The organism is Pseudarthrobacter sp. PvP090, from assembly GCF_040547365.1.
GTDB lineage: Bacteria > Actinomycetota > Actinomycetes > Actinomycetales > Micrococcaceae > Arthrobacter.
In genome coordinates this window covers 217,542-243,844 of sequence record NZ_JBEPPO010000003.1, presented here as the reverse complement: position 1 = coordinate 243,844, position 26,303 = coordinate 217,542, and the positions used below count along the sequence as shown (strand labels likewise).

22 protein-coding genes are annotated in these 26,303 nt (G+C 64.6%); 5 read left to right on the top strand and 17 right to left on the bottom strand.

All coding sequences use genetic code 11. The features are described from left to right. Nucleotides 1-25: 25 nt before the first annotated feature. Nucleotides 26-883 carry a phosphatidylinositol-specific phospholipase C/glycerophosphodiester phosphodiesterase family protein gene (locus tag ABIC21_RS04825; RefSeq protein ID WP_354349281.1) on the bottom strand — a complete coding sequence of 286 codons (858 nt, stop codon included), beginning with the start codon at nucleotides 881-883 and terminating at the stop codon, nucleotides 26-28. A 290-nt stretch (nucleotides 884-1,173) separates the two neighbouring features. Here ABIC21_RS04825 and ABIC21_RS04820 point away from each other — a divergent pair, with 290 nt between their 5' ends. Next, nucleotides 1,174-3,048 (top strand): Na+/H+ antiporter, encoded by a 1,875-nt coding sequence (locus ABIC21_RS04820; protein ID WP_354349280.1) that lies wholly within the window; start codon nucleotides 1,174-1,176, stop codon nucleotides 3,046-3,048. A gap of 23 nt (nucleotides 3,049-3,071) precedes the next feature. Here the strand turns inward: ABIC21_RS04820 and ABIC21_RS04815 are convergent, their stop codons facing one another. From ABIC21_RS04815 to ABIC21_RS04765, 11 genes are all read right to left on the bottom strand, one after another. Then, a complete protein-coding gene (locus ABIC21_RS04815; RefSeq protein WP_354349279.1) occupies nucleotides 3,072-3,947 on the bottom strand; it encodes an aminoglycoside phosphotransferase family protein in 876 nt (291 codons plus the stop codon). Nucleotides 3,948-4,024: 77 nt separating this feature from the next. Further along, nucleotides 4,025-4,834: an HAD family hydrolase gene (locus tag ABIC21_RS04810; protein ID WP_354349278.1), complete on the bottom strand. Its 810-nt coding sequence runs from the start codon at nucleotides 4,832-4,834 to the stop codon at nucleotides 4,025-4,027. After that, on the bottom strand, nucleotides 4,831-7,395 hold the full coding sequence (locus tag ABIC21_RS04805; protein WP_354349277.1) for a phosphoribosyltransferase domain-containing protein: 2,565 nt from the start codon (nucleotides 7,393-7,395) through the stop codon (nucleotides 4,831-4,833). The genes ABIC21_RS04810 and ABIC21_RS04805 overlap by 4 nt, the downstream gene beginning before the upstream one ends. Further along, nucleotides 7,392-8,642 carry an HpcH/HpaI aldolase/citrate lyase family protein gene (locus ABIC21_RS04800; RefSeq protein WP_354349276.1) on the bottom strand — a complete coding sequence of 417 codons (1,251 nt, stop codon included), beginning with the start codon at nucleotides 8,640-8,642 and terminating at the stop codon, nucleotides 7,392-7,394. Before ABIC21_RS04800 ends, ABIC21_RS04805 begins: the two co-directional genes overlap by 4 nt. A gap of 9 nt (nucleotides 8,643-8,651) precedes the next feature. Then, nucleotides 8,652-9,416, bottom strand: a complete 765-nt coding sequence (locus tag ABIC21_RS04795; RefSeq protein WP_354349275.1) for a hypothetical protein — start codon at nucleotides 9,414-9,416, stop codon at nucleotides 8,652-8,654. A gap of 3 nt (nucleotides 9,417-9,419) precedes the next feature. Continuing rightward, a complete protein-coding gene (locus ABIC21_RS04790) occupies nucleotides 9,420-9,971 on the bottom strand; it encodes a TerD family protein (RefSeq protein ID WP_354349274.1) in 552 nt (183 codons plus the stop codon). Then, on the bottom strand, nucleotides 9,971-10,474 hold the full coding sequence (locus ABIC21_RS04785; protein ID WP_354349273.1) for a hypothetical protein: 504 nt from the start codon (nucleotides 10,472-10,474) through the stop codon (nucleotides 9,971-9,973). Before ABIC21_RS04785 ends, ABIC21_RS04790 begins: the two co-directional genes overlap by 1 nt. 29 nt (nucleotides 10,475-10,503) lie before the next feature. After that, a complete protein-coding gene (locus tag ABIC21_RS04780; protein ID WP_354349272.1) occupies nucleotides 10,504-11,697 on the bottom strand; it encodes a toxic anion resistance protein in 1,194 nt (397 codons plus the stop codon). A 121-nt stretch (nucleotides 11,698-11,818) separates the two neighbouring features. Then, nucleotides 11,819-12,400, bottom strand: coding sequence for a TerD family protein (locus tag ABIC21_RS04775; protein WP_354349271.1), 582 nt, complete (start codon nucleotides 12,398-12,400; stop codon nucleotides 11,819-11,821). Nucleotides 12,401-12,438: 38 nt separating this feature from the next. Beyond that, nucleotides 12,439-13,020 (bottom strand): TerD family protein, encoded by a 582-nt coding sequence (locus ABIC21_RS04770; protein WP_354349270.1) that lies wholly within the window; start codon nucleotides 13,018-13,020, stop codon nucleotides 12,439-12,441. 21 nt (nucleotides 13,021-13,041) lie between these two features. Further along, on the bottom strand, nucleotides 13,042-13,632 hold the full coding sequence (locus ABIC21_RS04765; protein ID WP_354349269.1) for a TerD family protein: 591 nt from the start codon (nucleotides 13,630-13,632) through the stop codon (nucleotides 13,042-13,044). 433 nt (nucleotides 13,633-14,065) lie between these two features. Here ABIC21_RS04765 and ABIC21_RS04760 point away from each other — a divergent pair, with 433 nt between their 5' ends. Next, nucleotides 14,066-15,157 carry a type I restriction enzyme HsdR N-terminal domain-containing protein gene (locus ABIC21_RS04760; protein ID WP_354349268.1) on the top strand — a complete coding sequence of 364 codons (1,092 nt, stop codon included), beginning with the start codon at nucleotides 14,066-14,068 and terminating at the stop codon, nucleotides 15,155-15,157. 90 nt (nucleotides 15,158-15,247) lie between these two features. Here the strand turns inward: ABIC21_RS04760 and ABIC21_RS04755 are convergent, their stop codons facing one another. Then, entirely contained in the window at nucleotides 15,248-17,248 is a 2,001-nt protein-coding gene (locus tag ABIC21_RS04755; protein WP_354349267.1) for a vWA domain-containing protein, read from the bottom strand. Between the two features lie 26 nt (nucleotides 17,249-17,274). After that, entirely contained in the window at nucleotides 17,275-18,657 is a 1,383-nt protein-coding gene (locus ABIC21_RS04750; RefSeq protein ID WP_354349266.1) for a sigma 54-interacting transcriptional regulator, read from the bottom strand. Nucleotides 18,658-18,743: 86 nt separating this feature from the next. Here ABIC21_RS04750 and ABIC21_RS04745 point away from each other — a divergent pair, with 86 nt between their 5' ends. Together ABIC21_RS04745 and ABIC21_RS04740 are read left to right on the top strand one after the other, a co-directional pair. Beyond that, complete coding sequence (locus ABIC21_RS04745; RefSeq protein ID WP_354349265.1) at nucleotides 18,744-19,415, top strand: histidine phosphatase family protein; 672 nt, start codon at nucleotides 18,744-18,746, stop codon at nucleotides 19,413-19,415. 13 nt (nucleotides 19,416-19,428) lie between these two features. After that, nucleotides 19,429-20,130: an SCO1664 family protein gene (locus ABIC21_RS04740; RefSeq protein ID WP_354349264.1), complete on the top strand. Its 702-nt coding sequence runs from the start codon at nucleotides 19,429-19,431 to the stop codon at nucleotides 20,128-20,130. Nucleotides 20,131-20,217: 87 nt separating this feature from the next. On the opposite strand, the gene ABIC21_RS04735 is transcribed toward ABIC21_RS04740, so the two are convergent. Then, the gene (locus ABIC21_RS04735; protein ID WP_354349263.1) at nucleotides 20,218-21,171 is read right to left on the bottom strand and encodes a DUF3644 domain-containing protein; all 954 of its coding nucleotides are present in this window, start codon (nucleotides 21,169-21,171) and stop codon (nucleotides 20,218-20,220) included. Between the two features lie 451 nt (nucleotides 21,172-21,622). Further along, nucleotides 21,623-21,841, bottom strand: a complete 219-nt coding sequence (locus ABIC21_RS04730) for a hypothetical protein (protein ID WP_354349262.1) — start codon at nucleotides 21,839-21,841, stop codon at nucleotides 21,623-21,625. Between the two features lie 712 nt (nucleotides 21,842-22,553). Here ABIC21_RS04730 and ABIC21_RS04725 point away from each other — a divergent pair. Further along, nucleotides 22,554-24,698 carry a KAP family P-loop NTPase fold protein gene (locus tag ABIC21_RS04725; RefSeq protein ID WP_354349261.1) on the top strand — a complete coding sequence of 715 codons (2,145 nt, stop codon included), beginning with the start codon at nucleotides 22,554-22,556 and terminating at the stop codon, nucleotides 24,696-24,698. 137 nt (nucleotides 24,699-24,835) lie between these two features. Here ABIC21_RS04725 and ABIC21_RS04720 read toward each other — a convergent pair whose 3' ends face one another. Then, complete coding sequence (locus ABIC21_RS04720; protein WP_354349260.1) at nucleotides 24,836-25,882, bottom strand: CBS domain-containing protein; 1,047 nt, start codon at nucleotides 25,880-25,882, stop codon at nucleotides 24,836-24,838. Nucleotides 25,883-26,303 lie beyond the last annotated feature (421 nt).

The following is a 26,303-nucleotide window of genomic DNA, read 5'->3' as shown; positions in this document are numbered from 1 at the left end:
GGGGTTGGGGCTTGGGGTGTGCGGCTTAGGCCGCGCGGGCGGTCAGGAACTGTTGCAGCGCGGCGAGGTCGTCGGTGTTGATGTGGTCCACGCCGGCGTCGAAGAGTTCATTCCAGACGGCTTCGCGTGCGGTGCCGGGCATGTCCGGGGTGGCCCAGAAGCGGACGCGGTAGCCATTGGAGTGCGCCTCGGCCACGTAGGCGCGCAGCTTGGCGCGCTGGGTCTCCGGCATGGGGCCCACGCCCTGCCAGGTGAACAGCTTGGTCCAGTTGTCGCTGACCAGCGGCATCAGGCCGGCGGGCTGTCCGGAGGTGAGGTCTGCGGAGCGGCCGTCGTAGAAGCTGAAGCGCTGCTCCTGCGCCTGCATGGTGGCCAGCGGGCGGTTTCCGCTGACGACCGCGGTGACCGGGCCGGTCTTGGTGGTCCCGTGGCTGTAGCGGCTCATGATGTCGCGGTGCTCGGCCAGTTCCTGCTCGATTGCGGCGTAGGTGGATTCGCCGTCGCTCTTGATGTCGATCAGAAGCTGCAGGCTGCCGTCCCACTTCGGGTAGACGCTGTGGCCCTGGCCGCGGGCCAGGTCCTGGAGCGGATCGAGGTAGAGGCTCTCGAGCGTAACGCCGGGCTGGACATCCTCCAGGTCGTGGGCCACCAGCAGCTCGCCGTCCACCAGCCACACGTCCGCTTCCACGCTGGTGAAGCCATGCTCGAGCGCATCGAACAGGGGGCGGTCGTGCTCATAGTCGTTGTGCGCATGCGCCTGGGCGAGCGGCTGGCCGACGACGACGGGTGCCGGCTTGGGTGCCTCTGCCTGCGCGGGGGCTGCTGCTGTCCCGGCCAGGGAGGCAAGGACGGCGACGGCGGCAAGGGTGCTTTTCACGAACACGGAGTACTCCTTGAATGCAGGGGATTCTCCGCCCGGCAGATGGGGACGTGCCGGGCAAAAGGGGGGCGTGCAAAGACTGCTGGTCGCGGGAGAACGTTGGAGGGCGTGTTGGTTGCTGGCGGGTGAACTGGGAAGGATCATTGGCGCGGTGGTTTTCGTTCCGAACACGCTGAATATGGCCGCACCCAGGCCACCCGCACGTTGGCAAGCTTCAGCCCGCATCCGGCGCAGGCCACAGAAAATGTCTGGCCGGCCCAGACACCTTTTCCGCCAGCTGAGACAATGTGCCAATGGACATCGCGCTGGGACTCCTGGTTCTCGTGGCGGTGGTCTGTGCCGGCAGCGCGCTGGGCCGGAAGCTCAACATTTCGGTTCCACTGCTGCTGGTGCTGGCCGGCGTGGCGGGCTCCTTCCTCCCCTTCGTTCCACCCATTGAGCTGAACCCTGAAGTGGTCCTTGTGGGACTGCTGCCTCCGCTGCTGTACGCCGCGGCGCTGCGGACTTCGCTCTTCGATTTCAGCTCCAACCGCCGCGCCATCGGACTGCTCTCGGTGGGCTATGTCATCTTCGGAACCTTCGCCGTGGGCTTTGTGGTCTGGTGGCTGTTCCCGGAAATCCCGCTGGCTGCCGCTATCGCTCTCGGCGCGGTCGTGGCGCCGCCGGATGCTGTGGCGGCGACCGCCATCGCGAGGAAGGTGCGGATGCCACGCAGGATCGTCACCATCCTGGAGGGTGAATCCCTGGTCAACGACGCCACCGCCCTGATCTGCCTTCGCGCCGCCATCGCCGCCATTTCGGGGTCGGTGTCCGTGACGGGGATCGCCGGGGATTTCCTGCTCGCGGCCGGGGGCGGGGTGGCGGTGGGCATGGCGGCCGCCTACGTGCTGACCGAGCTCCGCAAGCGGACCCGGAACGTCGCCATTAACACGTCGACGTCATTGATAGCCCCGCTCGTCGCCTACCTTCCCGCGGAGGCGATCCACGCGTCCGGCGTACTCGCCGTCGTCGTTACCGGGCTGGTGATGGGCACCAAGGCGCCATCCATGCCCAACGGCGCCGCCCGGCTGAGCCAGCGCAGCAACTGGAACACTGTGCAGTTTCTGCTGGAGAACTCGGTATTCCTGCTGATCGGGCTGCAGGTGCGGACCATCATCGACGGCGTCCAAGACGACTCCCTGGGCGCCGGGCGGATCTGGGCCGGCTGTGCCCTGATCCTGCTGGCGGTGCTGGTGCTCCGGCCGGTGTGGGTTTTCCCGGCCACGTACCTGCCCCGCCTGATTCCGGCCGTGCAGCGCAAGGACCCGGCGCCGCCGTGGCAGTTCGCGGCGATTGTCTCCTGGGCCGGGATGCGGGGAGTGGTCACGCTGGCCGCGGTGCTGGTGCTGCCTGCAGACCTGGAGCACCGTTCGGTGCTGATTCTGGCCGCCCTGGTGGTGGTGGGCGGCACGCTGACGCTGCAGGGGTTCACTCTTCCGGGGCTGGTCCGTCTCCTGAAGGTCCAGGGCCCGGACCAGCGCGAAGACGCGCTGAACCAGGCTTCGCTGATGCAGCTGGCCACCGTTGCGGGCGTGGCACGCCTGCAGGAACTGCGCACGGAGAACGATCCGCCCGAGGTGGTGGCCATGCTGAAACGGCGCACCCAGGAGCGCGGGCTGGCTGCTTGGGAACGGCTCGGACGCCCGTCGGCGGAAACGGCGACCCCCAGCGCGCGTTACGCCTGGCTGCGGCTGGCCATGCTGGAAGCGGAACGGGCCAAGGTACTGGAACTGAGACGGGGCGGCGAGTACGCGCACGAGGTCCTCAGTGCTGTGCTGGACCGGCTGGATGTTGAGGAATCCATGTTGGACATGGCGCTGGACGAGGTGGACACCTCCGGCGAGGGCGGCGGGGAAGGGATCGCGAGGCCGGGCGGAGTATGCGCCCACCTCGAGTCGGCCCGATCTCCGGAGGTACCCGCGGACCCCTTCTGCGCGAACTGCCGGAGGGAAGGCACGACGACGGTGCACCTGCGGATGTGCCTGGCGTGCGGCAGAGTGGGGTGCTGTGATTCCTCGCCCGGAAGCCACGCCTCGAGGCACTTCGAAGCGACCGGGCACCCGGTCATGCGGAGCATCGAGCCGGGCGAAGACTGGCGCTGGTGCTATCAGGACGACCTGCTGGGCTGAGGGCAGGAGGGCAGGAGGCAAAGTCAGCCTTCCAGGATCTGCCTGATCCCGAACTCCCCCACGGAGAACATCCGCGGATTGTCGTCGGAGTTGCTCAGCAGGGCGGTGGACAGGATAAGCGCCCAGCCACGGGCCCTCAGCCAGGTGTCCCCTTCCACGGCGGGGCCAAAGGCGTCCATAAAGCGGTGGCGGGCGGCGGCGTCGAACATCAGCCATCCCACCGCAAGATCGACAGCCGGGTCCCCTGCCCCGACATCGCCGAAATCGATGACGCCGGCCAGCGAGCCGCCGTCCGCCAGCAGGACATTGCCCGGGTGAAGGTCCCCGTGGAGCATCATGGACGGACCGTCCCAGGCTTGAGCGGCACGGGCCTGCGCCCACACCGCTCCCAGCGCTGCCGCCTGCGGGTAGCGTGCGCGGTCCCGGAGTCGTTCCCCCACCGCAGCGTCACGCTCCAGCAGCGGCACGCCCCGGACAGGATTCACCGGGACACCGGGTTCGGCAGGCACGTGAAGGGCGAGGAGGAAATCGGCCAGGCTTTCAGCGGCCGGCCCGCGGCCTGCGGGGCCGACGTCGGCCGCGGCGGCTCCGGGGACCCACCGCACGATGCTCCACGGCCAGGGAAAGTCCGACGTCGGACGGCCGGCATGGACGGGGACAGGAACCGACACCGGGGAGCGGCGGGCTATGCCGGGAAGGTAGCGCTGCTCATGCAGGATCAGCGGCACGGCCTCCGCCCGGCGCGGCAGCCGGACGGCCAGGTCGTCGCCGAGCCGGAGGGTCGCGTTGTCCCAGCCATTCGTGACCCGCACCAGGGGACGGCCGGCGAGATCGGGCCGCTGGTCCCGGACGAGGCACCGGACGACGGCGTCATTGACTTCCAGCGTGGCTGGTGGCATTCCCGCCATTCGGAGATCCGCCTTCCGTGTCCAGGTTGCATGAGGGCGGTCCAGCAAGGCCGTCTGTAGACGCGTGCTTAGCGCTGGACCAGGGCATGGATCAGCCGGGAGATTTCCTCGCCTGCCAGGATGCCTCGGGTATCGGTGACGCGCAGGTGGTCCCTGCGGAAGTCGACGTCGGCGAGTTCTCCGTGGGACGGACGGAAGGCGACGTCGGCTTCGGCCAGCATCGGCCCGTCCAACAACGAATCCCCGGCGGCGATCACCCGGGAGGCCCCGGTGCGCCTGGCGACTTCTGCGACGGCGCTGTTCTTCGTCACCGCGTGCGGCACGCAGTAGAGCTTGCGGCCCTGGACGGACACCGTCCAGCCGAGCGAGGCACACCATGCGTCCAGCTCCCGCACGAATTCCGCGGGCATGAGCTCCCGGTCCACCATGGCGTAGAGGAAAAGCTCTTCGGCCTGGCGCAGTTGGAGTATCCAGGACCGATAGACCTCCCGGGACAGAAATTCCTCGATGATGGCCAGCGGCGCGGAGCCTTCCGAGACCTTCTGCCCGACGTTGGTCTGCCACTCGATGTCCGGCTCGCCGTTCTTGAGCAGTACACCGCCGTTGGTGGTGATCGCGTATTCGGGCACGGCACCGGGCAGCCGGACCCGCCGGTACTGGGCCTCGGTCCGGGTTGTCACGGGGACGAAGATGGCCGTCCGGGTGAGTTCAAGCAGCAGCTGTTCGGCGGTGCGGGTCATAAATGAGATGGGTACCCCCCGGTGGAGCTCCGCAACCACCATGGCCGGGGCCAGGTGGTCGGGGACGTCCAAAAAGAAGGCCTTCGCCGAATAGATCAGGGTCCGGTCCAGATCCGAGGCCACCAGGACGGAATTCATTGGGCGGCCACCGCTGTTGATTCTTCGGCGAATCCGTCAGCACCGGATGCCCCGCCGCTGAACCCCGGATCGATGAGCCCCACGCACCTGAAGGGCAGGCCCGGCACTTCCAGCACCGCCACACCGCGCTGTTGAGCCAGCAGCAGGATGTGCGCTATCTCGGCCGCGGCATCAGGACGCACCAGGATCTTCCACGGCACCCTGCGCAGCAGCACCCGTGTTGTCTCGCCGACTCCGGGTTTGATGAGGTTCAGGTCGTCGATCCCGTATTCCCGGCCGAGGCTTTCCACCGCGAGCCGGCCTGCCCAGGTGGGCGTCCGGTCCGCGGCCAGCAGGGCCCGGGCTTCGGTCCGGGCGAACGCTTCGACGGTTCGGAAATGGCCGGAGACGGCGGCTAGGAATTCCCGTGAGACGTCGTCACCGCGCAGCTGATGGTAAAACTTGGCCCCATGGAAGTCGTCCGGGCCGATGAACTCCATGTTGAAGACCGTGCGGGACACGAGCCCGGACACCGTCGAGTTCAGGCAGGCGGAGGGTATGAGGTAGTCCTCGCGGGTGCCGTACATGTCGGCGCAGTGCCCGGGATCGGCGAGCACGGCGAGGTCCTTCGGGAACGCAACACCGTCGGTTTCGGCGAAGCGGTCGAGGGCGGCAGAGAGCTCGCGGGTGATCGCGCCCTTTCCGGTCCAGCCATCCACAAAGAGGATGTGCTCCGGATCATGGTGGGCGGCCAGGTATCGCAGCGCCGTCTGGTCCAGCCCGACACCGCGTACGATGCTCATCGTGTAGTGGGGCAGGTCGATGCCATGGATCTGCTCGGCCCAGCGGCGCATCAGGATGCCGACCGGCGTGCCGGCCCTGGCCAGGGAAACCAACACCGGCCGGTTCCGTCGCACGGCCAGCGCCATCTCGGTCACGGTGCCTACGGCCTGCGCCACGCGCGCGGAGGAGCGTTCCACGGCATCCCGGTACAGCTGCTGGTACTGCTGGGAGGGCGAATATTCGATCGGCAGGGTTTCTGCATACCTCCCGGCACCCGCTTGCATCACGGCTTCACGATCGGCCGCCGGCGCTTCCAGCGCGGCATCACCGATGTCCTTGAGCAGCCAGGTGACTTCCTCCGGTGCGTAGGAACCGAACGCCGGTCCCGCCAGCGGAGCAGGGAGGATGGGTGAGGCAGGCAGGAGCACGACGACGACGGCGCTGCAGACGGCGCTGAGCGCCTCCGTCACGCTGCCGGGACCCGAAAGGGCCTCCGCGGGGGTCCCCGGTTCAGGCATCAGGACGATCGTGCCGAATCTGCGGCCGGCGGGGGAAACATTGTGGGCGAAGCGCACACCGGGGCCGTCCACGGTGGCGTCATGGCTGGCGAACTGCACCGTCCCCGTGATGGCGTAGTCCGGGCGGTCCAGGGCGACGATTGGAGAGCGGGTGGTGGTAGAGAACCGGACGCCCCGGTCCGGATTCAGCCGGTCCAGTGCGTCGGCCACGGCCAGGGGGACGTGGATGAACTCCTCGCTGCCCAGGACCAGGACGGGCTCCGCGGCGGCCGCCTGCGGAAGGGCCCGGTGGATCGATTCCCCGATGTGGGCCAGCGTGTCCGCCTGCGGGGAACCGCCGTTGCCGAACCGGTCGCTGCGGACGGATGCGCCGACCGCCGGTGGCTTGAGGAAAGTCACCGTTCCGGGTGCCGAATCGGGAGTAACCGGCGCCTGTGGCAATGCCGCCACAACCTCCCCGGCACGTTTGAGAATGTCCGCGCCCAGGGTGATCTGCCCCGTGCCCAGGGCCACCACCCGGATGCGGGTTCCGAGCCGTTTCGCCAGTTCGTCGAACCTGGCCCGGTCGCCCGGTGTTCGCAGGTCCACTAGTGTGGCCACCGTGTAACTCGGATGGGGCGCGAGGGCGTGGAGTTCGGTGATGGTGTTGATGATGGTGGCCCCGGTGCTGAGTTCGTCGTCCACCAGCACCACCGGTTCCGGGGCGTTCAGGCGCCGCGGATCCGTGGGCAGCAGCCGGTGTGAGGTGGCGTGCGAATGTGATTCCTCGAAGGACCCATAGGCGGCGGCGCCCACCGCGGCGTGCCGGGATGAATGGATGTAATACGAGCCGATCGTGTCGGCCACAAGCCGCCCCAGACCGGTTGCCGTCTCCGCGTAGCCGATGGTAATAATCTGCTGGTTGCGGGTCATCAACCCGGCGAGCTCTCGCCGGAGGCTACGCAACGCGGCCCGCCTGCCGTCGTCGTGCGTTTCCCCGCGCATGAGCGCGGCGAGCCCGGCCGCAATGGTCCGAGTGGCGGATACGGATTCCGGGGTGGCGGACAGCGCCTCGCCGACCAGCACGCCCAGCAGCTCACCGGCGGCCATGACCAGCCCGGGTTCCGACGGGACGTGTTTGCCCAGCACCCGGGACACCAGCAGGTGGGCCCGCTTGGGGTTGCGACGCAGTGCTAGTCCCACCAGGTCCTCGACCGGCAGCAGGCTCGCGGAGTGGTCCGTCTTGATGCCGACGCCGAGGGCGTCCTGCACGAAGCCGCCGGTCCAGGGGTGCTGGCTCAATTCATGCTCGCTTCCAGAAGGTCAACGTAGGTGATGTTCTCGGCGGCAACGCCAAAAGCTGCGGCACGCAGCAGCGTCTGGCCGGCCCATGCCTGATGGGGCTTCATCTCATTCATCTTGTTGCCGTATGGAGAGGCGGAGGCGCCGCCGCCGTTCTTGCCGGCGATCTCCAGCGCGTCCACGTATTCCTCGTGGCTGACGACGCACATGGCATGGACCAGCGGGACGTGGGTGGGGTGGATGACCGTCTTGCCCAGCAGCCCGTTGGCCAGGTCCAGTTCGATTTCGCGGATCAGCCCGTCGAGGTTGGCCGTCAGAATCCGATCGCGCAGGGGCATCTCATTTGCATCGGCGAAAGGAGTGCGCCGCAGCAGTGGGCGCAGCACCCTCTCGCTGTTGCTGTAGTGCTCCCAGACCGGGCCGGAGATCACGAACCCGTTGTCCGGCCGGCCCAGCATATTCACGATGTCCCCGATCACGGAGGCGACCACCTTGACGTCATAAATGGTCAGGTCCCGGGAGCGGCGCAGGCCGAAAGCACTGGACATGTCCGTGGCGCCCACCCGGACGGCTAGGACGTCGTCCCGATTGGCTTGAAGCACGTCGCAGATACCGGACAAGGTCCCTGCCCGGGTTTCGCCGTGGATCATCAGCGGGGATTCCATGATGGGCATAATCCGCAGCCTGCGGCCGCCACCGCGGGAGGCGTTGATGTCATGCAAGGCATCAAGGAACCGCTGCGCCCGGCCGGTCTCATTCTCAAACTTCGGGATGACAAAGCCGATCAGCAGGTCCAGGGCCTTGCCGCAGCGGCGGGCCAGGCCCAGCATCTGTTCCGGGGTGCGGACCCGGAGAAACAGCAAAGGCCCTTCGTCGGAGTGGAAGGCACCTTCGGTGTCGCTGCAGCCGTCGCCAGTCCAGTCATCGTCGCTGCCGATGCCGCTCCCGCGGCGAGTGCCGGCGGAACCGGCATGCAGCCGGGTCAGCGTGTCCACGACGTTGGTCTCGGCGGAGTCCACCGCATTATCGGCGATGGAATCCTCGAGGCAGATCACCATGCTCAGGCAGCCTCGGGCCGCCTGTTTGCGGATATCCTGCGCCAGGTTCGGGCGGTCCGCCGGAGTGTAGAGCGTCGCGCCCAGGGCCACGGCCAGGACCGCGGGCGCCGAGCCCAGGTTAAGCTCCTGCGGCGCGATGTGGAAAAGGCGCGAGGCATGCTCGTCGCTGAGAAAACTGAAATGGCGCATGCCGTCCCGTCAGGGTCCCTGCCGGCGGACGGCAGCTTTGATGGTCATGGAAAAGCCGAATTCCTGCCAGAGCTCGGCGGCTTCGGCGCGGGCAGGAACCGGTTCGGCGCGCAGCTCGATGACTCCATCGATCGCAGTCAGGGAGAGGATGTATCTAAGCTCTCCCTCGGCCGCGGGCAGCGTCACGGTGCCGCCGTCGAAGATCTCCGCGGTCAGCGGGGCTGAAGGCTGTCCGATAAAGAGCGCCCGCCGCAACTCGCGGATATGCCGAAGCGTCACGGCGGCTGTCCCATCCTCGTAGCCGACCAGCGGGCGGTTTCCCGAGCACGTGATGGAAGTGCCGGAGACAGCACCGTCCACGGTCATGGCCCCGGTCACGCGCTCTGAGCTTTCCCATGCCGCCGAGGTTGCCCCCGTCACCAGCAGGCTGCCAATCGCAGATTGACGCGGGTCCAGGCGGACCATCGGCGTCTGGGCGTTGAGCAGCCCAGTCGCGCCGATCCCGGGAGCCGGAAAGAGCCGGGTAGGCCGGGCCGCGGCCACGGGCAGGGCTCCGGCCGACGGGGTGGCAGCTGACGTGGCTGGTCCCGGGGAGGCGGGCGCCGGCGATCGGCTGAGGGACAGCGATGGGGTGGCTGCCGGGGCCCCAGGAGACGACGGCGGCACTGTCGCCCGGACGGGTGCCGGGGCGGATGTTTCAGCGCGCGCAGACGGCTTGATCCGGCGGCTGAGGTAGGTGATGTCCGTGCGGATATTGGACCTGTTCAGTGCCATCGCCTAGACGTCGAACCGGAAGTCGGCTGCCACGCCGCGCAGGCCGGTCGTGTAGCCCTGGCCCAGGGCCCGGAACTTCCAGTCTTCGCGGTGGCGGTACAGTTCGCCGAACATCATGGCAGTGATGCTGTCCTGCGGGGACTGGGGGATATCGAAGCGCACCAGCTCCTGATTCTGTGCGGTAGCCACGCGGATGTACTGGCCGCGGATGGCGGAGAAGGTGCCGGGCCCGCGGAGATCGGGGTCAACGTAGACGATGAACGTGATCTTGGCGACGCTGGCCGGCACCAGGGACAGGTCGACGTCGATCTGCTCCTGGTCGTCGGTGCCGGCGAAGGCCACCGAGCCCTCCGGGCTGGCGATCTGGTTGAAAAACACCAGGTGATCATTCGAGACGGCCCGGCCGCCGGCGTCGCACATGATCGCCAGCGGAACCAGCTCGGACTGGGGCCCCCGGCTGGGGATGGACTGCCAGCCCAGGCCGACCAGGATCTTGGTCAGTCCCGGGTTCTCGGCCGTCAGCGCCGCGTTGGCCCCGGCCACAAGGTTGCCCATCAGCGGCCTTCCAAACGAAGCGCGGACGGCGCGAACTTATCTTCGAGGAACCGGCCGTGGGTGGACAGCTCGGCAATGGCACCGATCCGCACCTGATTGGCCAGGTCCCGGGCTATTTCCTCGAGCGTGGCGAGCTGCTCCGCCAGCAGCCCCGTCGGCCCGGACTCCTCAGTCCTGGCACTGTCCGGGAGCGCCAGAAACGTGCGCAGGGGATCCGGGATGTAGCTGCAGACGATGGAATTTAACAGCACCTGCTGCTCCATCGAAGCCCCGTGCTCGGCCATATGGCTGACCAGCGGACGCAGCACATCGTCGATTTGGCGCAGCTGCGACGACACCGACGTCGGCAACTCAGCGCCGGCCCGCCGGATGGCGCTGCGCAGGTTGTCCATGGACCCGGCGGCCTGCGCCAGCTCGGCGTCGGCCGTTGGCTCCGGAGCCTGCTCGGCGATGCTCGGCGCGGGGTCTCCGCCGAACAGGGAGCCGATGAACTTACCAATCACTGCGGTACCGCCTGCTGCTTCGCTGTCACCTAGTCTGTCTGGCCCTGCCGTGCGCGTTCCAGGTACGGCTTGGCCTTCAACACACTGGCTTCAAGGGCCCCGACGGTGCTCTCCATGTTCTTGGCCGCCTCGGACCGGAAGGTGTCAATGGCGTCCATAGTGGCGAACACATTGTCGAAGGCCTTCTGCAGCGTCTCCACACTGACCCCGGAGCTGGACGCCTGCTGGTGGATTCGCGAAGTCTGGTCCTTGAGCATTTCGCTGGTGCTAAGGATCATGTTGTTGGTAGTGGTATTGACGGCGTCGATCTGGTCCAGGACCATCTTCTGGTTGGCCAGGGCCTGGGCCACGATCACCGCCGTGCGCAGCGCCGAGATGGTGGTGGTGCGCGCACGCTCCACACCCTTGATCAGCTCAACGTTGTTCTTACGGATCAGGTCCATCGCCAGGTACCCCTGCACCGATACGGCGAGCTGAGTCAGGATGTCCTGGTGGCGCTGGCGCACGGGGAACAGGACGTCCGCCTCCATCTTCTGGGCCTCGGTAATCTGCCCGGCGGCGCGGGCGGAGTCGATCTTCTCCACGCAGGCGGCATCCAGGGCCTTGGCGAAGACTGCATATTCGCTCAGCGCCTGCATCGTTTCCCAGAGCTGGACTTTTTCGTTGGCCAGGCTGGCGTTGTCCTTGAGCAACTCGTCCTGGCCCGTCATCAGGGCCTTGATGATTTGGTTCAGCTGGGTCTGCGCCGACTCGTATTTCTGGAAGTACTTGGCCAGCTTATTGCCACCGGGGATGAAGCCCAGGATCTTCTTGCCCACGCTCATGTTGGCCTGGTTGGGAGTGAGGTCCTCCACCGTGCTCCGCAGCTCACCCAGGGTGTTGGCGACCGCCACCTGAGCGCTGTTCCCGGACTTCTTGGCGCCGGCAATGGACGTCGAAGAACGCTCCAGCAGCCTGCTGGAGGAGTTGCTGGACGCTGTGATCTCGGCGCTGCCGATTTTATTGATGCCATCGACCTGTGAGGAGAACTCCGGGCTGCGCGCGTCCAGCTGTGCCAGGCCGGCCACGAACTCCCTTGCCTGCCTGTTGATCTCGGCCCGTCGTTCGTCGGCGACCGGCACCATGCCGGGCGCGTCTTCGGGCTGAACTATGGCAGGGGCGTCCGGAGCCTGAAGCACCAATGAAGCCTCTGCGGCGTCGGGGGGAGTCAACGGAGAATTCATGATGCTGCCTTTTCAAGAGATCGGTGGTGTCCCGGTTTCGATTGGCCGGGACACCACCTCAGGTGGAAACGATGCGGAGCGGAAGTAGCCAGTCCGGACTCTACCCAGTCCGGGAAACTAATCAGCTAAGGTCGACGCCGAAGTCCTTGGCGATGCCGGCAAGTCCGGTGGCGTACCCCTGTCCGACGGCCTTGAACTTCCAGTCACCGTTGTTGCGGTAGACCTCGGCGAAAATCATCGACGTTTCGGGCGCCGCGTCCTCGCTGAGGTCGTAGCGGACGATTTCCTTGTCATCGACCTGGTTGACCACCCGGCAGTAGGCGCTGCGCACCTGGCCGAAGTTCTGGCCGCGCGCTTCACCCTGGTCGATGGAGACCACGATGACAACACGCTCGACGTCAGCCGCAACCAGGGAGAGATCGATCAGGATCTGTTCGTCATCGCCGGCGCCTTCGCCGGACCGGTTATCCCCCAAGTGGCTGACGGAGCCGTCCGCGGCAGCGGGCTGGTTGTAGAAAATGAAGTCCGCGGAGGACCGGACTTTGCCATCCGCGGCCACCAGGAGGGCGGAGGCGTCGAGGTCGAAGGCCTCACCCGTCGTCGTACGCGGGTCCCAGCCCAGCCCCACCACAGCCTTCGTCAGGCCTGGTGCGCTCTTCGTCAGGGACAGATTGCTGCCTTTGGTAAGGGTTAGTCCTGCCATGTTTGTACCATTCCTTCGTGTTGAATCGGTCTTGCGAACTAGTCCAGCGAGATGCCGAAATCGGTGGCGATGCCGTGGAGGCCCGTGGCATAGCCTTGGCCAACCGCCCGGAACTTCCATTCGGCACGGTTGCGGTAAATCTCGGCGAAAATCATTGACGTTTCAGGTGCCGCATCCTCGCTCAAATCGTAGCGGACCACTTCATGCTCCGTGTCCTGGTTCAGCACACGGCAGTACGCGCCACGGATCTGGCCGAAGTTCTGGCCGCGGGCATCCGCCTGGTCGATGGAAACAACGACGACAACGCGGTCGACGTCTGCTGCAATCAGGCTGAGGTCGATCAGGATCTGTTCGTCGTCGCCGTCCCCCACACCGCTGCGGTTGTCGCCCTGGTGGACCACCGAACCGTCTTTGGCCTGGAGTTGGTTGTAGAAGATGAAGTCGTCCTGGGACCGGACCTTGCCGTCCGCCCCGACCAGGAGCGCCGAAGCGTCCAGGTCGAAGGCTTCGCCGCTGGTGGTCCTCGGATCCCAGCCCAGGCCGATCAGTGCCCGTACCAGGCCGGGATCGGCCTTGGTGAGAGAGAGATTATTACCTTTGGTAAGGGTCAGGCTCGACAAATTAGGGGATCCTTCGAACGGCTAGAGGACGGCAGCGGCAGGTGCGATCAAATCCGCGACCGAGCGGCCCTGGGCGCGCTCCCCGATGGCCTTAAAAGTCCAGCCCGCGCCATCACGGGATACTTTGGACATGATCATGGCCGAATGGGTTCCCGAGTCGGTCAGCTGGTACTTGGCAATTTCCGGGCTTCCCGGCGTGGAGTCGTCCACCAGCCGGCAGAAGGCGTTCTGTACCTGATCGAAGGTCTGGCCGGTGTAGCTGCTAATGACGAAGACGATGTGTGCCACGGCCGGGGAGACGAGCTCCAAGTTCACCAGAATCGTCTCGTCATCGCCGTCGCCATCGCCCGTCAGGTTGTCGCCGGTGTGACGCGTGGAGCCGTCCTTGCTCTGCAGCTGGTTGTACCAGACCTGATCCAGCGATTTGCCGGCCGCGTCGAAGAAAATGGCCGACGCATCGAGGTCGACCTCCACAGTCTTGGCCTTTCCGAAAAAGCCCTTCTTGACCGGAGCCGCCGAGTCCCAGCCCAGCCCCATCTTGGTCTTGGTGAGCGAACCGCCGTCTTTTTTGGTCAGCGACAGCGACTGACCCTTCTGCAAGCTCAATCCCATAATTTCTCAACCTCCAGCTAGTTTGAAAATACTCGCGTCCTCAGGTCCCAACGAGCCCGTCCCTGCGCTAGTTCCTCGTGTACATGTGAAGTTAGCGGGGGTGAGGACCCAGACCATGCCGATCAGGCCGGGTTCGAGAGCGATCCTAGCCGGAATGGAGGCGATGTCGAAGCCGCCTTACGCTGGGGCCAAAAGCAAATGAGGCGGCGAAGGCATGGACTCGCGGCCAACGCCCTTGCAGTTCTGGAATTTCAGGCATTCCGACGTCCGGGACGGGTACGCTCCAAGTGGAGTCGTGGCGCGGGCGGAGCCGGACACGGCGGCCGTGTATGGTCTCGTCTAATTGGCGAATTTCAGACGCAGTGCGGCTCTTGCTTGAAAGCATTCACATGAAGTCAATTTCCAGTAAGGATTGAATTCAATTGGGGGGAAAATGACAGACATCAAGTATCAGGCGCGCCTGCAGGTGCTCTCTCAGTGGGCAACTGAGGCAGCCGGGCAGGGTCACCTTGTTCCGCGCATCGCCGATCTGGAGGCCATCTCCGCGGCCAGAACCGTCGAGGCCCCGGGTGTGAGCAGGAAGGAAGTCCAGCCGTGGTTGCCGACAATCCAGTGGCTCCTGAAACAAGCGGCTTTTGGCGTGGTGGACCCGCATGTCCAACTCCCCGACGAATTGTCGCGTCCCGTGGGTGCAGCGCACGCTCTCCGGGCCGTTCCAGCCGACGAAGATTCGGCCGACGCGCCAGCGCCGCCGGCGATGGAAGTAAGCCTGGTGGCAGTCGACGCCGCCGAATCCGTCACAGTCGTCGCGGAGATCAAACCCACGCCGCCAACCGCCAAGGTACCGAAGTGGGAGTCCGAGGCGCGTGAGCAGGTTCAAGCTGCCGTGCAGCGATTCACCAGGCCACTCCACGATCTCCTGACCCGTGACGCCAATGAGGGCGATACCCGCCTCTTGATCACGGACATGCTCTGCGAGGGTTTGGGCTACGACAAATTCCGCGACCTGACCACCGAGTACATGGTCAAGCAGGATTTCGCGGACTATGGCGTCAGAATTGATAAGCAGCTGGTTGCCTTCATCGAGGTCAAGCGGGTGAGCCAGAAACTCGGTGAGCGCCACCTTCGCCAAGTCCAAATGTATGCGGTCAACGAGGGGGTGGAATGGATGATCCTCACCAACGGCCAGGTCTGGCAGGCCTACCACCTCACCGGCGGACTCCCCGTGATTGTGAATCTCGCCTTCGAGGTTGACCTCCTCGGCCCCGAATCGCTGGAGGCAAAAGCGGACAAAATGTTCTTCCTCCACCGGGAGGCGCTCAAACGCCGCCGGATCGATGAGCTGTGGAAGCACCGAGCGGCAACGTCGCCGGATGCACTTCTGGACGTCATCCTGTCCGACTCGGTGCTGGACATCATCCGCAAGGAAATCAAGCGGAATACCGGGATCACCACGACGGTCCAGACGCTGGCGGCCGTGATCCGGACAGAGATCGTTGACCCGAAGCTCCGGAACAACTGGTAAATCCGCGGGTATTCAGCGGACGACGGCGAGCTAGCAGCGACTTGAGTGCAGGGTAGCGAGACTATCTGTGCCAAGAAATGTACACGGCGTCTATCCGGCCCAGTCGTCGCCGAACGCACGTCCGCGGAAGTGGGCGCGGAGGTACTCCCCCACGACGGCGGCGCCCAGGTCCCCGGCCTCCGGCGCCACCACGCGGCCGCCGACGCGGCGGGCCATCCGGACGACGAACCGTTCCAGGCCGGGGTCATCGCCGAGGCGGAAGAATGTGGCCTGCGTGCCGGCCCGCCCCAGGCGGTCCAGCTCGGCCACCGTCACGCGGATGGTCTCCCGGTCCGGCGGATACGAGAACCAGGATTCGCCGTCGGCCAGCAGGTGCGCGGTGGGTTCGCCGTCGGTCACCACCAGCAGGACCGGCTGCATCGACGGGTGCTGGCGGAAGAACCGTCCGGCCAGCAGCAGCCCGTGGTGCAGGTTGGTGCCCTGCTCCCGGAAGGCCGGCAGGGCCGTGAGCTCGCCGATGTCCATGGTCCGTGCGTAGCGGCCGAAGCTGATCAGCTGCAGCCGGTCGCCGCGGAACCGGGTAGAGACGAGGTGGTGCAGGGCCAGCGCGGTGCGTTTCATCGGCACCCAGCGCCCCTCGGCGGCCATCGAGAAGGAGACGTCCACCAGCAGGGCGACGGCGGCCTGCGTGCGCGCCTCGGTTTCGGTCACCTCGATGTCGTCCACCGCCAGGCGCAGGCCGTGCCGCGGGTTCCCGCCGTCGGCGATGGTGCGGCGGATCGCGTTGGTGATGGTCCGGGTGACGTCCCACGGCTCGGCGTCGCCGAACGCCCAGGGCCGGCTGGAGCCGGTCTGCTCCCCCGCCGCCCCGGCAACGCGGGTGTCCCGGCGGCCCTGCCGGCCGGAGAGCTGTTTGGCGGTGTCGCGCAGCAGCGACCTGCCGAGCCGCCGCATGGCCTGCGGGGACAACCGGAGGTCGCCGTCGGCCCCGCGCTGCAGGAAGCCGCCGTCGTGCATGGCCCGCTCGATTTCCGCGAGGGTGCGCGCGGACACGGCGGCGTCCTGTCCCAGCTGGCGGGCGAGGGCGTCCAGGTCCAGGTCGTCCAGGCGTGAGCCGTTGTAGGACTGGGAGAGCTGTTCGGCGAGCTCGTCCAGTTCGGCGAGGTCCTGCAGCACGCCGGTGCCGTCGCCGAGTCCCAGCCCTTCCTCGCCCTCGAAGCGTTCGGATCCGCTCCAGTCCTCGCCGGGGCGCAACGCCTGCAGGTTGGCATCGAGTTGGCCCAACTGTGCCATAAGCTCGGGCGAGCCGAATGCCTGCGCGGAGAGCCGCATCAGCTCCTCGCGCTGCTCGGCGGACATGGACTGCAGGAGCCGCTGCGCTGCGGCCGCGCGCTGGGCGAGCGCGTCCACCAACTCCTCGACCGACTGCGGGTTCTCCGGGAAGAACTGGCCGTGCTTGGCCATGAACTCCTGGAAGTCCGCGTCCGTGTCCTCGCCGCGGCGGTGCTTGTCGAGCAGCTCGTTGAGGTCCTGCAGCATCTCGGCCACGGCCGCGCGGTCCTCCTCCGTGGCGCCCTCGAGGGCCTCCTTCATCCCGGCGAACCGCTGGTCCAGGACTTCGCGGCCCAGCAGGTCCTTGATCCGCTCGTAGGCTTCCCGTGCGGTGCTGGACTGCCAGTCGTAGGAGGCGAGCTCGCTGACCGCTGCCGCCGTGGATTTGGGCAGGTTCTGCAGCTGCATCTCCCGGAAGGCGCGGTCGGTGTTGTCCATCATGGCGTCGCGGGCGAGCTGTTTGCGCTCCTCCAGCACGGCGGTGTCCAGCAGCTTTTGGACCTCGTTAAGGGTGCCGTCCAGGTTGTGCCGGCCGAGCAGGTTTTTGCGCCGCTGCTGGACGCGGCCGGCGAGGTCGTCGAGCCCTTCGCGGTTGCGGCCGCCGCGCCGCAGGTACTCCTGCAGGGCGTGCCGGGGCGAGTAGCCGGCCATAACGTCCTCGGCGACGGCGTCCAGCGCCTCCGCCAGGTCCACGGGCGGGGCGAGCGGGTCCGGTCCTCCCCGGTAGCGGCTGTACCGGGACCGGTGGTGAGCGGTCATCAGGTCTCCCTAGCGGTAACGCTGCGTTACCCGTAAACGGTTGCCTCGTCGTCGGACTCCTTGGCGATCCGCCGGGCGAGGTAGAGGCCTTCCAGTGCCAGTTCGACGGCGGCGGCGCGCTGTCCGTCGTTCGTCGCGCCCAGGCGCTCACCGATGTCGTCGTAGAGGCTTGATCCGTTGAGCGACGGGAGGTTTTCGAGGAACTCCCGCGCGGTGACCAGCTCCCCGGTGGTCACCGTGGTGTGGCCGTCCAGCGCGGCCACGAGTTCGCCCATGTCGATACCGTGGAAGTGCGCCCGCACTGCTTCCGCGGTGGCCACGCGCAGGAGGTGGTCCAGGATGTCCTGTTCCCGGCCCTCCTCCCCGGACTCGAACTCGATCTTCCCGGCGAGGACTTCAACGGCGGCGTCCAGGTCGATGATCCGGGCGACGGCCTCGTCCTCGCCGCGCACGCTGGCCCGGCGCAGGGCGGCCGCGGCGACGGTTTCGGCGCCGGCGATGGCGAATCGCGCGGACACCCCGGAGGTCTGGTTGATCGCCGGGGACTGCCGCAGGGCCCGGGTGTAGCGGGCCAGGATCTCGAGGATGACGGGCGGGACGCCGGCCACGAGGTGACCCTCCTGCCGGATGACGGCCACCTCGTCGTCGAGCTCTATCGGGTAGTGGGTGCGGATCTCGGCGCCGAAGCGGTCCCGCAGCGGCGTGATGATCCGGCCGCGGTTCGTGTAGTCCTCCGGGTTGGCGGACGCGACCACCAGGACGTCCAGCGGCAGCCGCAGCACGTAGCCGCGGATCTGGATGTCGCGTTCCTCCATCACGTTGAGCATGGAGACCTGGATCCGCTCGGCAAGGTCGGGCAGCTCGTTGATGGCGATGATGCCGCGGTTGGAACGCGGGACCAGGCCGTAGTGGATGGTTTCCGGGTCGCCCAGGCGGCGGCCCTCGGCCACCCGCATCGGGTCGACGTCGCCGATCAGGTCCGCGACGGAGGTGTCCGGCGTCGCGAGCTTCTCGACGTACCGTTCGGAGCGGTGGCGCCACGCCACCCGCAGCCGGTCCCCCTCGGTGAGGGCGCGGGAGTGCTCGGTGACGGGTTCGTAGGGGTGTTCGTTCAGTTCCGAGTCCTCGATCACCGGCGACCACTCGTCCAGCAGCCCGGCCAGGGTGCGCAGGAGCCGGGTCTTGCCCTGTCCCCGTTCGCCGAGCAGGACGACGTCGTGCCCGGCGAGCAGGGCGCGCTCGAGCTGGGGCAGGACGGTGCGGCTGAAGCCGTACATTCCGGGCCAGGGGTCGCGGCCGGCGGCGAGCGCGGCCAGCAGGTTGTCGCGGATTTCGCGGCGCAGGTCCTTGTGGACGTGGCCGGAGGCACGCAGTTCACCAGCAGTGAAGATATCGGGGCGATCACTCACTCCTCCACCGTAGACCTGTACCCGGCGGGGAATCGAGGAATTTCCTGAGATTCCTGCGCACTGGGGTGGAGTGCGGAATACGCTGGATGCTGATGACTTCAACAACGCCCGGACCTTTAGCGGAGCCCCCGCAGCAGGGCACGCTCCTCCTTCTGGTCCGCCACGGGGAGACGCCGACGACGGGCACGGTGCTGCCGGGCCGGGCGCCGGGCCTGCACCTGTCCGACCGCGGCCGCGCCCAGGCCGAGCGCGTCGCGGAACGGCTCTCCGGTTTACCGGTCGATGCCCTCTATTCCTCGCCACTGGAGCGCGCCTGCGAGACGGCCGAGCCGACGGCGGCCCGTACCGGGCTGGCAGTGAAGTACGACGACGGGCTGCTGGAGTGTGATTTGGGCGGGTGGACCGGGTCAGCGATCGCCGACCTGGCTGCCCTGCCCGAGTGGCAGACCGTGCAGCACCGCCCGTCCCAGTTCCGCTTCCCGGACGGTGAGAGCTTTCCGGAGATGCAGACACGGATTGTCGGGGCGTTGGAGGCGCTGTGTACTGCCCACGCCGGCGGCGTGGTGGTGTGCTTCTCGCACGCTGATCCCATCAAGGCCGCCGTCGCCCACGCTCTCGGCACGCCGTTGGATCTGTTCCAGCGGCTCGTCATCAGCCCGGGCTCGGTGTCTGCTATTTCATTCGTGGAGGGCCAGGATCCCGCGGTGCACATGGTGAATTCGACCTCCGAACCGTTCAGCGGGCTGAGGGCGTCATGAAGCGGGGTCCAGGGTGTCCGGCCGCGAGCTGACCCTGCTGACCGAGGGCAGCATCGAACTGCTCGGGCTCATCCCGCGCAGCAGCAACCAGACGTTCCTCGTCCAGGTCACCTGCGGGGACGACGTCGCGTACGCGGTCTACAAGCCGGAAGCCGGCGAACGTCCGCTGTCCGACTTCGAGGCCGGCCTCTTCAAGCGGGAACGCGCCGCCTACCTGCTCAGCGAATCCCTGGGCTGGGGCTTCATCCCGCCGACAGTGATCCGCGAGGAGGCACCCTTAGGGGTCGGTTCGCTGCAGTGGTTCATCGAGTGCGACTTCCAAGAGCACTACTTCACCCTGTTCGAGGACGCCCCCGAAACCCACGCCGAGCTGGCCCGGATCGCCCTGTTCGACTTCGTCGCCAACAATACGGACCGCAAAAGCGGGCACGTCCTCCGCGGCGACGACGGCCGGATCTGGGGCATCGACCACGGGCTGTGCTTCTCTGCCGCTTTCAAACTGCGCACCGTCATCTGGGACTTCGCCGGCGACCCCACCCCCGAAGCCTTGCTCGAGGACATTGCGCCGCTCGCCGAGGCCGTCCCTCCCGAGGTGGCCGAGCTCCTCGACGACGACGAGGTCACTGCCCTGCAGCACCGCGTCCAGCGCCTGCTGCGCGCACGGGCGCTGCCGGTTGACCGCACCGGCATGCGCTACCCGTGGCCACTTGTGTGAAGGACCGACTACCGTTCCCAGGGCGGGTTCTCGGCAGAGGTACGCACGCCGCTTAGTAACCAGAGGCGCCTGTCCGCTCACGCGGTCTTATACCCGCGCAAGGTACTCTGCTCGGCACTTGTCGTAGTAGTCGTCATCGAATGATGCTAGTAAATGGACGGCATCACCGGACCAGACGTAGCTTGCCGCGTTGCTATGCTTCCACGCGTATTTCGGCTCGTCTTTAAGGTTTTCCTTCCAGCAAACGACTTGATAGTCGTAGGTATTCAAAGGACGTCCTTCGCGCCGGTCATTGACCCTTTCAAGCAGCTCTTTCATGCTGTAGGGATGAGTCTTATTGGGGTCGGTCTTCCGCACCACAACTTGTCCGTCTCCCGTCGGGGAGATGGCCACAACGAGGTCTGCGCTCGTCATCTTCTTTACAGACTGCATATTGATGTCGTAGATCGTGGCAACACGTGACATTTCGCTACCCGCCGCCTCCGCCTCATCCATGTAACCTCGCAGGGCTTCGATGAACTGCCGCACTTCGGTAACCATCGTTGCGTTTCCGTCGGTGCGCATGAACCTCACGGCGTCCGCCGGAGCTGTCGCTCCAAGCGGCAGGAGCTGCCATGTCATGGAGTCAGCGAGATCCTTGTTGAACTTGGCCAGCATGAAGTCACGGTAGTTCAGGACATTTTGTTGCAGGAACGGGTAGATGATCGCCCCCAGGCCTTGGGCATTATAGAGATGAATGGCACGATCCCGGTACTCCGAAAGTGCCCTCACGTTTGCCACGACGGCGGGGCCGTCAATGTGCGGGGGCCATAGATTCTGTGCTGAGACTCTTCCTAAACAGTCGTCGAGCGTGAGCGATCGGTACTGCTCACCTCGGTGCTTTGGGTAGAAGATCGTTTTACCGTTCTTTCTCAATGTCGCCTTCAGCGCGAGCTCCCACGCGTTCACCACAAGCATCACGGTGACTTCATCTCGATAAGTCATACGCGGCTTGTTGTAGACCTCAACTGCCCCCAAGATTGCAGACAGCGAGTTATCCACCAAACGCCTCATAGATACGTACGGAGCGCCCATTCGACCTTCCTCCAGCAGTCGACGCTGGATCAAATCCTGCGCGTTGTTTTGTGCTCCACCTCGGAGCTTGTTCCGACAGGCTACCTGTGCCCGCTGCGCTGAAGGACGAACTCAACACGGGTCGATCGACTCCGCCGAACCTTCATCGATAAGGAACCGGACAGTAACCACTTGGCCCTGCTCTCGGCATCCGACCACGACCGGCCGCAGACCGCGCGGCCGCGTCCATTCTGGCGCACATCGGGGCGGCTTACGGGTACTCGCGCGTGACCGGCCGTATGCACCAGAACTGGAACGAGTACCTTCCCTGTTTAGTCCGTTTCCGCAGGCATAATGCCATCCCCCGGATGGAGCCAAGCGCTCAGGACGCTCATCATTAGAGCTTGTTTTCCCGGGCAAGGGTCCGAGCGGCCGGAACCTAAAGAAGACCGCTTGACTTAGAGGAAGTCCTCCTATCTATGGCATCGAACACGCGCATGAGTATTCGGTCGGGCGCGTTGTGGAGTCCACGGATGAAGCCACGCAGAAGCTTAGGAATGTTCTTCAGAACTCCCAATATAAGAGCCGTGAGCACTGCGATGCCGAGTTGGGAATTGCCCCATTCGAGGAGGCTGGCAACTGCTGAATCTGTGGTCATAGCTCGAAGACTAGTTTGAGGCTGTGACATTTGATTTGCTTCGACATCAGCCGCCCTCGACTCACGGGGTTTGGCTGGTGCAGGTACCTCCGGACATTCGGCCCAGACGGCTTCCAAAACCGACAGTTAGGTCTCCCCGTCATCTGAACATGCAAAAAGGTGAGCAGTTGGAAATGTGACGCTGGCTACGAGACGGCATATTGGCTTAGCGCTCGGGTCAGCGACTAGACGTTGCCGCTGAGCTGTCTCCTTCAGGCCACGGCCCAGGCCCCTACTGCGCAATTGGAGCCTATGGCTGTCGGGCGTCTCGATAATCTGCTTGGGGCTACAACGATTAGCTCTGCTTGTGAGAAGTTCTCGCGTCGGGCGAAGACTTTGTGGTGTGGCCGCCTTCGCCGACGTTGCGTCGCAATAGGGTCGACCTGGCGGTGGAGCCATGATCGGGATGGGCGCGCAGCGGCCCAATTAAAGCCCTAGAGATATCGATCATCTTAATCTCAGTGTGCTCACGGGCTAACGAGCACGCTATATGTCGCAGCTTGAACTCCCCCGCCGCTGCCCCATGAGTTGATAAATGTGCCCGTATCGAGCGGGTCTAGCGACACCGCTGGCCAGGGTACCGCCGCACGGTGCACTTGGCTGCGATACTGTGCAATCATTGTGCGCTTTGTCCCAGATTACGTTCAGCCATCAGTTAGCGAGGAGAAACGCCTTGTCGATACTTTACGGAGACGACCCCCTTACCGGTGATCATTTGGACAGCTTCGGCAGGGGAAAGATCGTCGACCGCGTTGTGTCCTCACTGAACATTCTCCGCCACCGAACACCTAGCGCCGTAGCCGCACTTGTGGGCCCGTGGGGAAGCGGGAAAACCACGCTCCTGAATCAGGTGGAGGCAGCCTTGGCGACGAACACCGAATGGCGAGTGGCGAAGTACAACCCATGGTCGTATGCATCGATGGATACAGCCGTGCCCGCCTTCTTCTCAGAAATCAGAGCCGCACTTCCAGACGGTTCCGGGGGCGAAGGGGCGAGAGCGGCAATAGGCGGATGGATCTCACGGTTCGCGCCCTTAGGCAGCATCGCCAGTGTAGCGGGGGCAGATCTTTCTGGTCCGATGCAGCTCTTCGCGGATTTGGTCAGCGGGGACCGCAGCCCGGAAAAGCTTCGGGCGCAGGCCGCGGACCTTCTCCAAGAGCTGGATACGCCCATCCTTGTGCTGATGGACGACCTTGACCGCCTCGGCCCCGATGAGCTGCTCATGACTTTCAAGCTTGTGCGCCTTCTCGGGCGACTGCCCAACGTGTACTACTTGCTGTCATACGACGAAAGGACTCTTCAGGACGTCCTAATGAGGACGGGATTGGTCGCCAACGAGAAGAGCCGGGCGCGCGAATACATGGAAAAGATGATCCAACTGCGGCTGGACATACCCTCGATGCTCCCGGAGGACCGGCTGGAGCTGGTCAACGTGGTGCTTCAGGAAGTACTCACCAGCCATGGTTTGCAGCTCAGCAATCAGGACGAGGAAAGATTGAGCCGGTCGTGGGGGAAGTGCCTTGACCGCTACATTATTCAACCTCGAGCAGCTAAGAGGCTTTTTACTCAGGTCGACGCGACCTGGCACGACGTCGCCGGCGAAGTCGATTTCGTGGAGTTTGTCCTAATGACTTTCCTCCGGACTTTTGAGCCTTCTGTATACGACCTCGTCGAAGAGCGCTCCGACGAACTACTTTCATCCGGCGGGGGCCAATGGCCGTCCGATCGGAAGGAGACACATCAGCAGCGTTGGGAACGCTGGCTCGGGTACATCGAGGATGCGGAAGCCCGACATCCTGTCGCGATAGCAGAGCTTCTCGCGGACTTGTTTGTCCCGCTCCGAAGCGCGAGAGACAACATGCAGTACGGGGCTGCAGCCAAGACGGACATCTCCAACCGCAAGGGCGTTGGACACCCGGACTATTTCTACCGGTACACCCAGACGGGAGTGCCCCGGACCGATATAGCCGAAAGTACTATCCTTGAGTCCCTTCGGGAACTCCGAGCATCTCGTCCAGAAGCTGCGACGGCGGCTGTCGAATCCAAACTTGTAGAGAACGCCCCATTAGTTGTTTCGAAAATTATGCGGCATGGAGTTGACTCTGCATTGCCGGTCGCGAGCCTAATGCAAATACTCGGATCGAATTACGAAGCCATAGCCGCGAAGGAAACAGGGTTCCTGTCGCGTCCGTCTTGGCCAGTCTTGGGATTCGCAGAGCACCTGCTTTTGTCAGCCCCGGAAGATGCCCTCTCGATCATAAAGACAACTTGCGAAACGCAATCAGGCCTCGCGCTTGTAAGCGACTTGATGCGACAGCAGTTCCGCTCGGGAGCGGACAATGAACAACGACCGGATTGGATCCAAAACGCCAGGCCGATCGTGGCCGATCGTATCGAGGCTCAGTTGAAGAGTTTGAACGCAACCACGACAGATGCCGAATTCGAAGCAGCGCTCCGGACCGTCTGGGCCCTGCGCGATCTTACTTCGAACGCGCACGCTCAAGATTTTCTTTGGGGGCTCATCGGATCGGGGGGTAGGTGGGACGTATCCAATGTACTCGCCGCTATTTCCCCTATTGGGCGGGGCAGCGACGGTCGGGACGAGTGGTCGAGCGTTGGTGAATTGGAGGCCGAAAGCATCGACACCATCCTGGGCATTGAACGGGTCGCCGAAGAGTTGGGTGATTCCCTGATCCCCGCTGCTCCCTCCGCGACTTTGCCCCGGTTCGACCACCGGCCCACACTCCATGAACGAAAGCCGATCGTGCTTGAAAACTTTAGCCGGATTCTTCAATCTTTCCGGCTGCAACAGGAGTAAACGTCTGTGGGGTGGCGACGGTCCGCAGACCCGAGTTCAACGGAAATCTCCACCCCGTGCCGTTTACAGCGTCAGTGGGAACTTCACTTACCATGTCAACGCATGCACTGCACCTGCGATAAAGGCGTCCCTTTTGTTCAGCTAAGGGGCGTTGCCCTCAGAATGCGTAGTGCTCGCGTCACAGCATGCTTGTTACTCGACTCCACATCGGTTTCGTCGCCTGGGCCTGCACTGAAGTGCATAACCCCATTCCGAACGTCCTTGACCTTCTTGAGCAGACTGAGGCAGACACCCTGATCGAGTTCGATGCCAGTGGCATTCCAAATTTGCTTGTCATTAAGCGCGGCGAGATACTCCCCGAACATCATGTCAGTGGCACCGCGGAAATTAACCATGTCTCTGCGTCTTGATTCGAGGAATTCCCTGAGCTTCGGAATGGGAGACTTATCCAAGAGAATCCGCAGCCGACTTTCCAACTCTTGGAGTTGGATGTAGATACCGGCGGTTCCATTAAAAGCTTCCGCGAGGTCACTGGCAGTCACGATGCCGTCGACGCAACCGTCGGGGGCTCTGTACAGCACAAACTCCTGAGCGATGATTGTTTCGACAAGCTCCAAAAAGTCATCAGACGAGGACGCCACGTGGCTTACCGGGCCCATCACATCCCTTGCCCTCGCAGAGTCCAGGTTGCCTCGATACTGAGCGATGCTTCTCCACGTCACCACGCCGTACAATGTCTTTTTATCCTGAGACAGGACGGGAATCTGCGAGAGATCATCGCTGATCATGAAAGTTTGCGTCTTTTTCGCAGGCATGTCAGGTCCGCAAGAAACCAGGTTCGGCCAATCGCCGCGGAATGCGGAAATGGGCAACGAGGCCACCGTTTCAGGTTCCGGCAGTTCATCCCTCGGGTCTGAGATGAACACATGTCCGTAATAGTCCGCGTTTTCAACTGCCGGCTTGCACACCAGGCCGCGACTCTTAAGTTTCTCGTTTATGTCCTGATTGACAATCTTCCCACGTCTGCTGTTGCCGTTCAGGCGAATGAGGCGCTCAGTAGAAATGCGCCACGGAGCACCTTTCTTGACCAGCGTCAGAAAGTCATTCAGGCCACCGACCTCTGGGGAGGAATACATCTCTTCTGTGAATTCCTGTGGTTCAACGACGTTGTGAGGGCCGGGCATTTATTGTCCTTTGGATTCGGAGCGCAATTCGACCATGTGCTAGTCGCTACGGACTCGATCTTTACCTTAAGCTCGCATTACGTCAAATCGGCCAAAAGCGCACGCAGGCATCGATCACAGGACGTACACGACACGCCCCAAGACAGCGTCCCCGTCGTCGCCGCAAAGGACACGCTGACACCAGATCGGCCTCGCCTATAACACCCACGATCCGGGCTGATTCGGCCCCCTTGATGGACCATCCGATTTCGCCGCCTCGCTGGCCACCTGGGTCAGCAAGGACCTGATCATGACCACTGGACCGAAGCCGAAGCGAACAATCTGAGCATCCTCGCCAACGATGTCGGCTGCAACCTGTGCATCCGGCTATGGCCAACCGGTCAGCACAACCAACTGCCGGCATACCGAACTGGTCTTCACC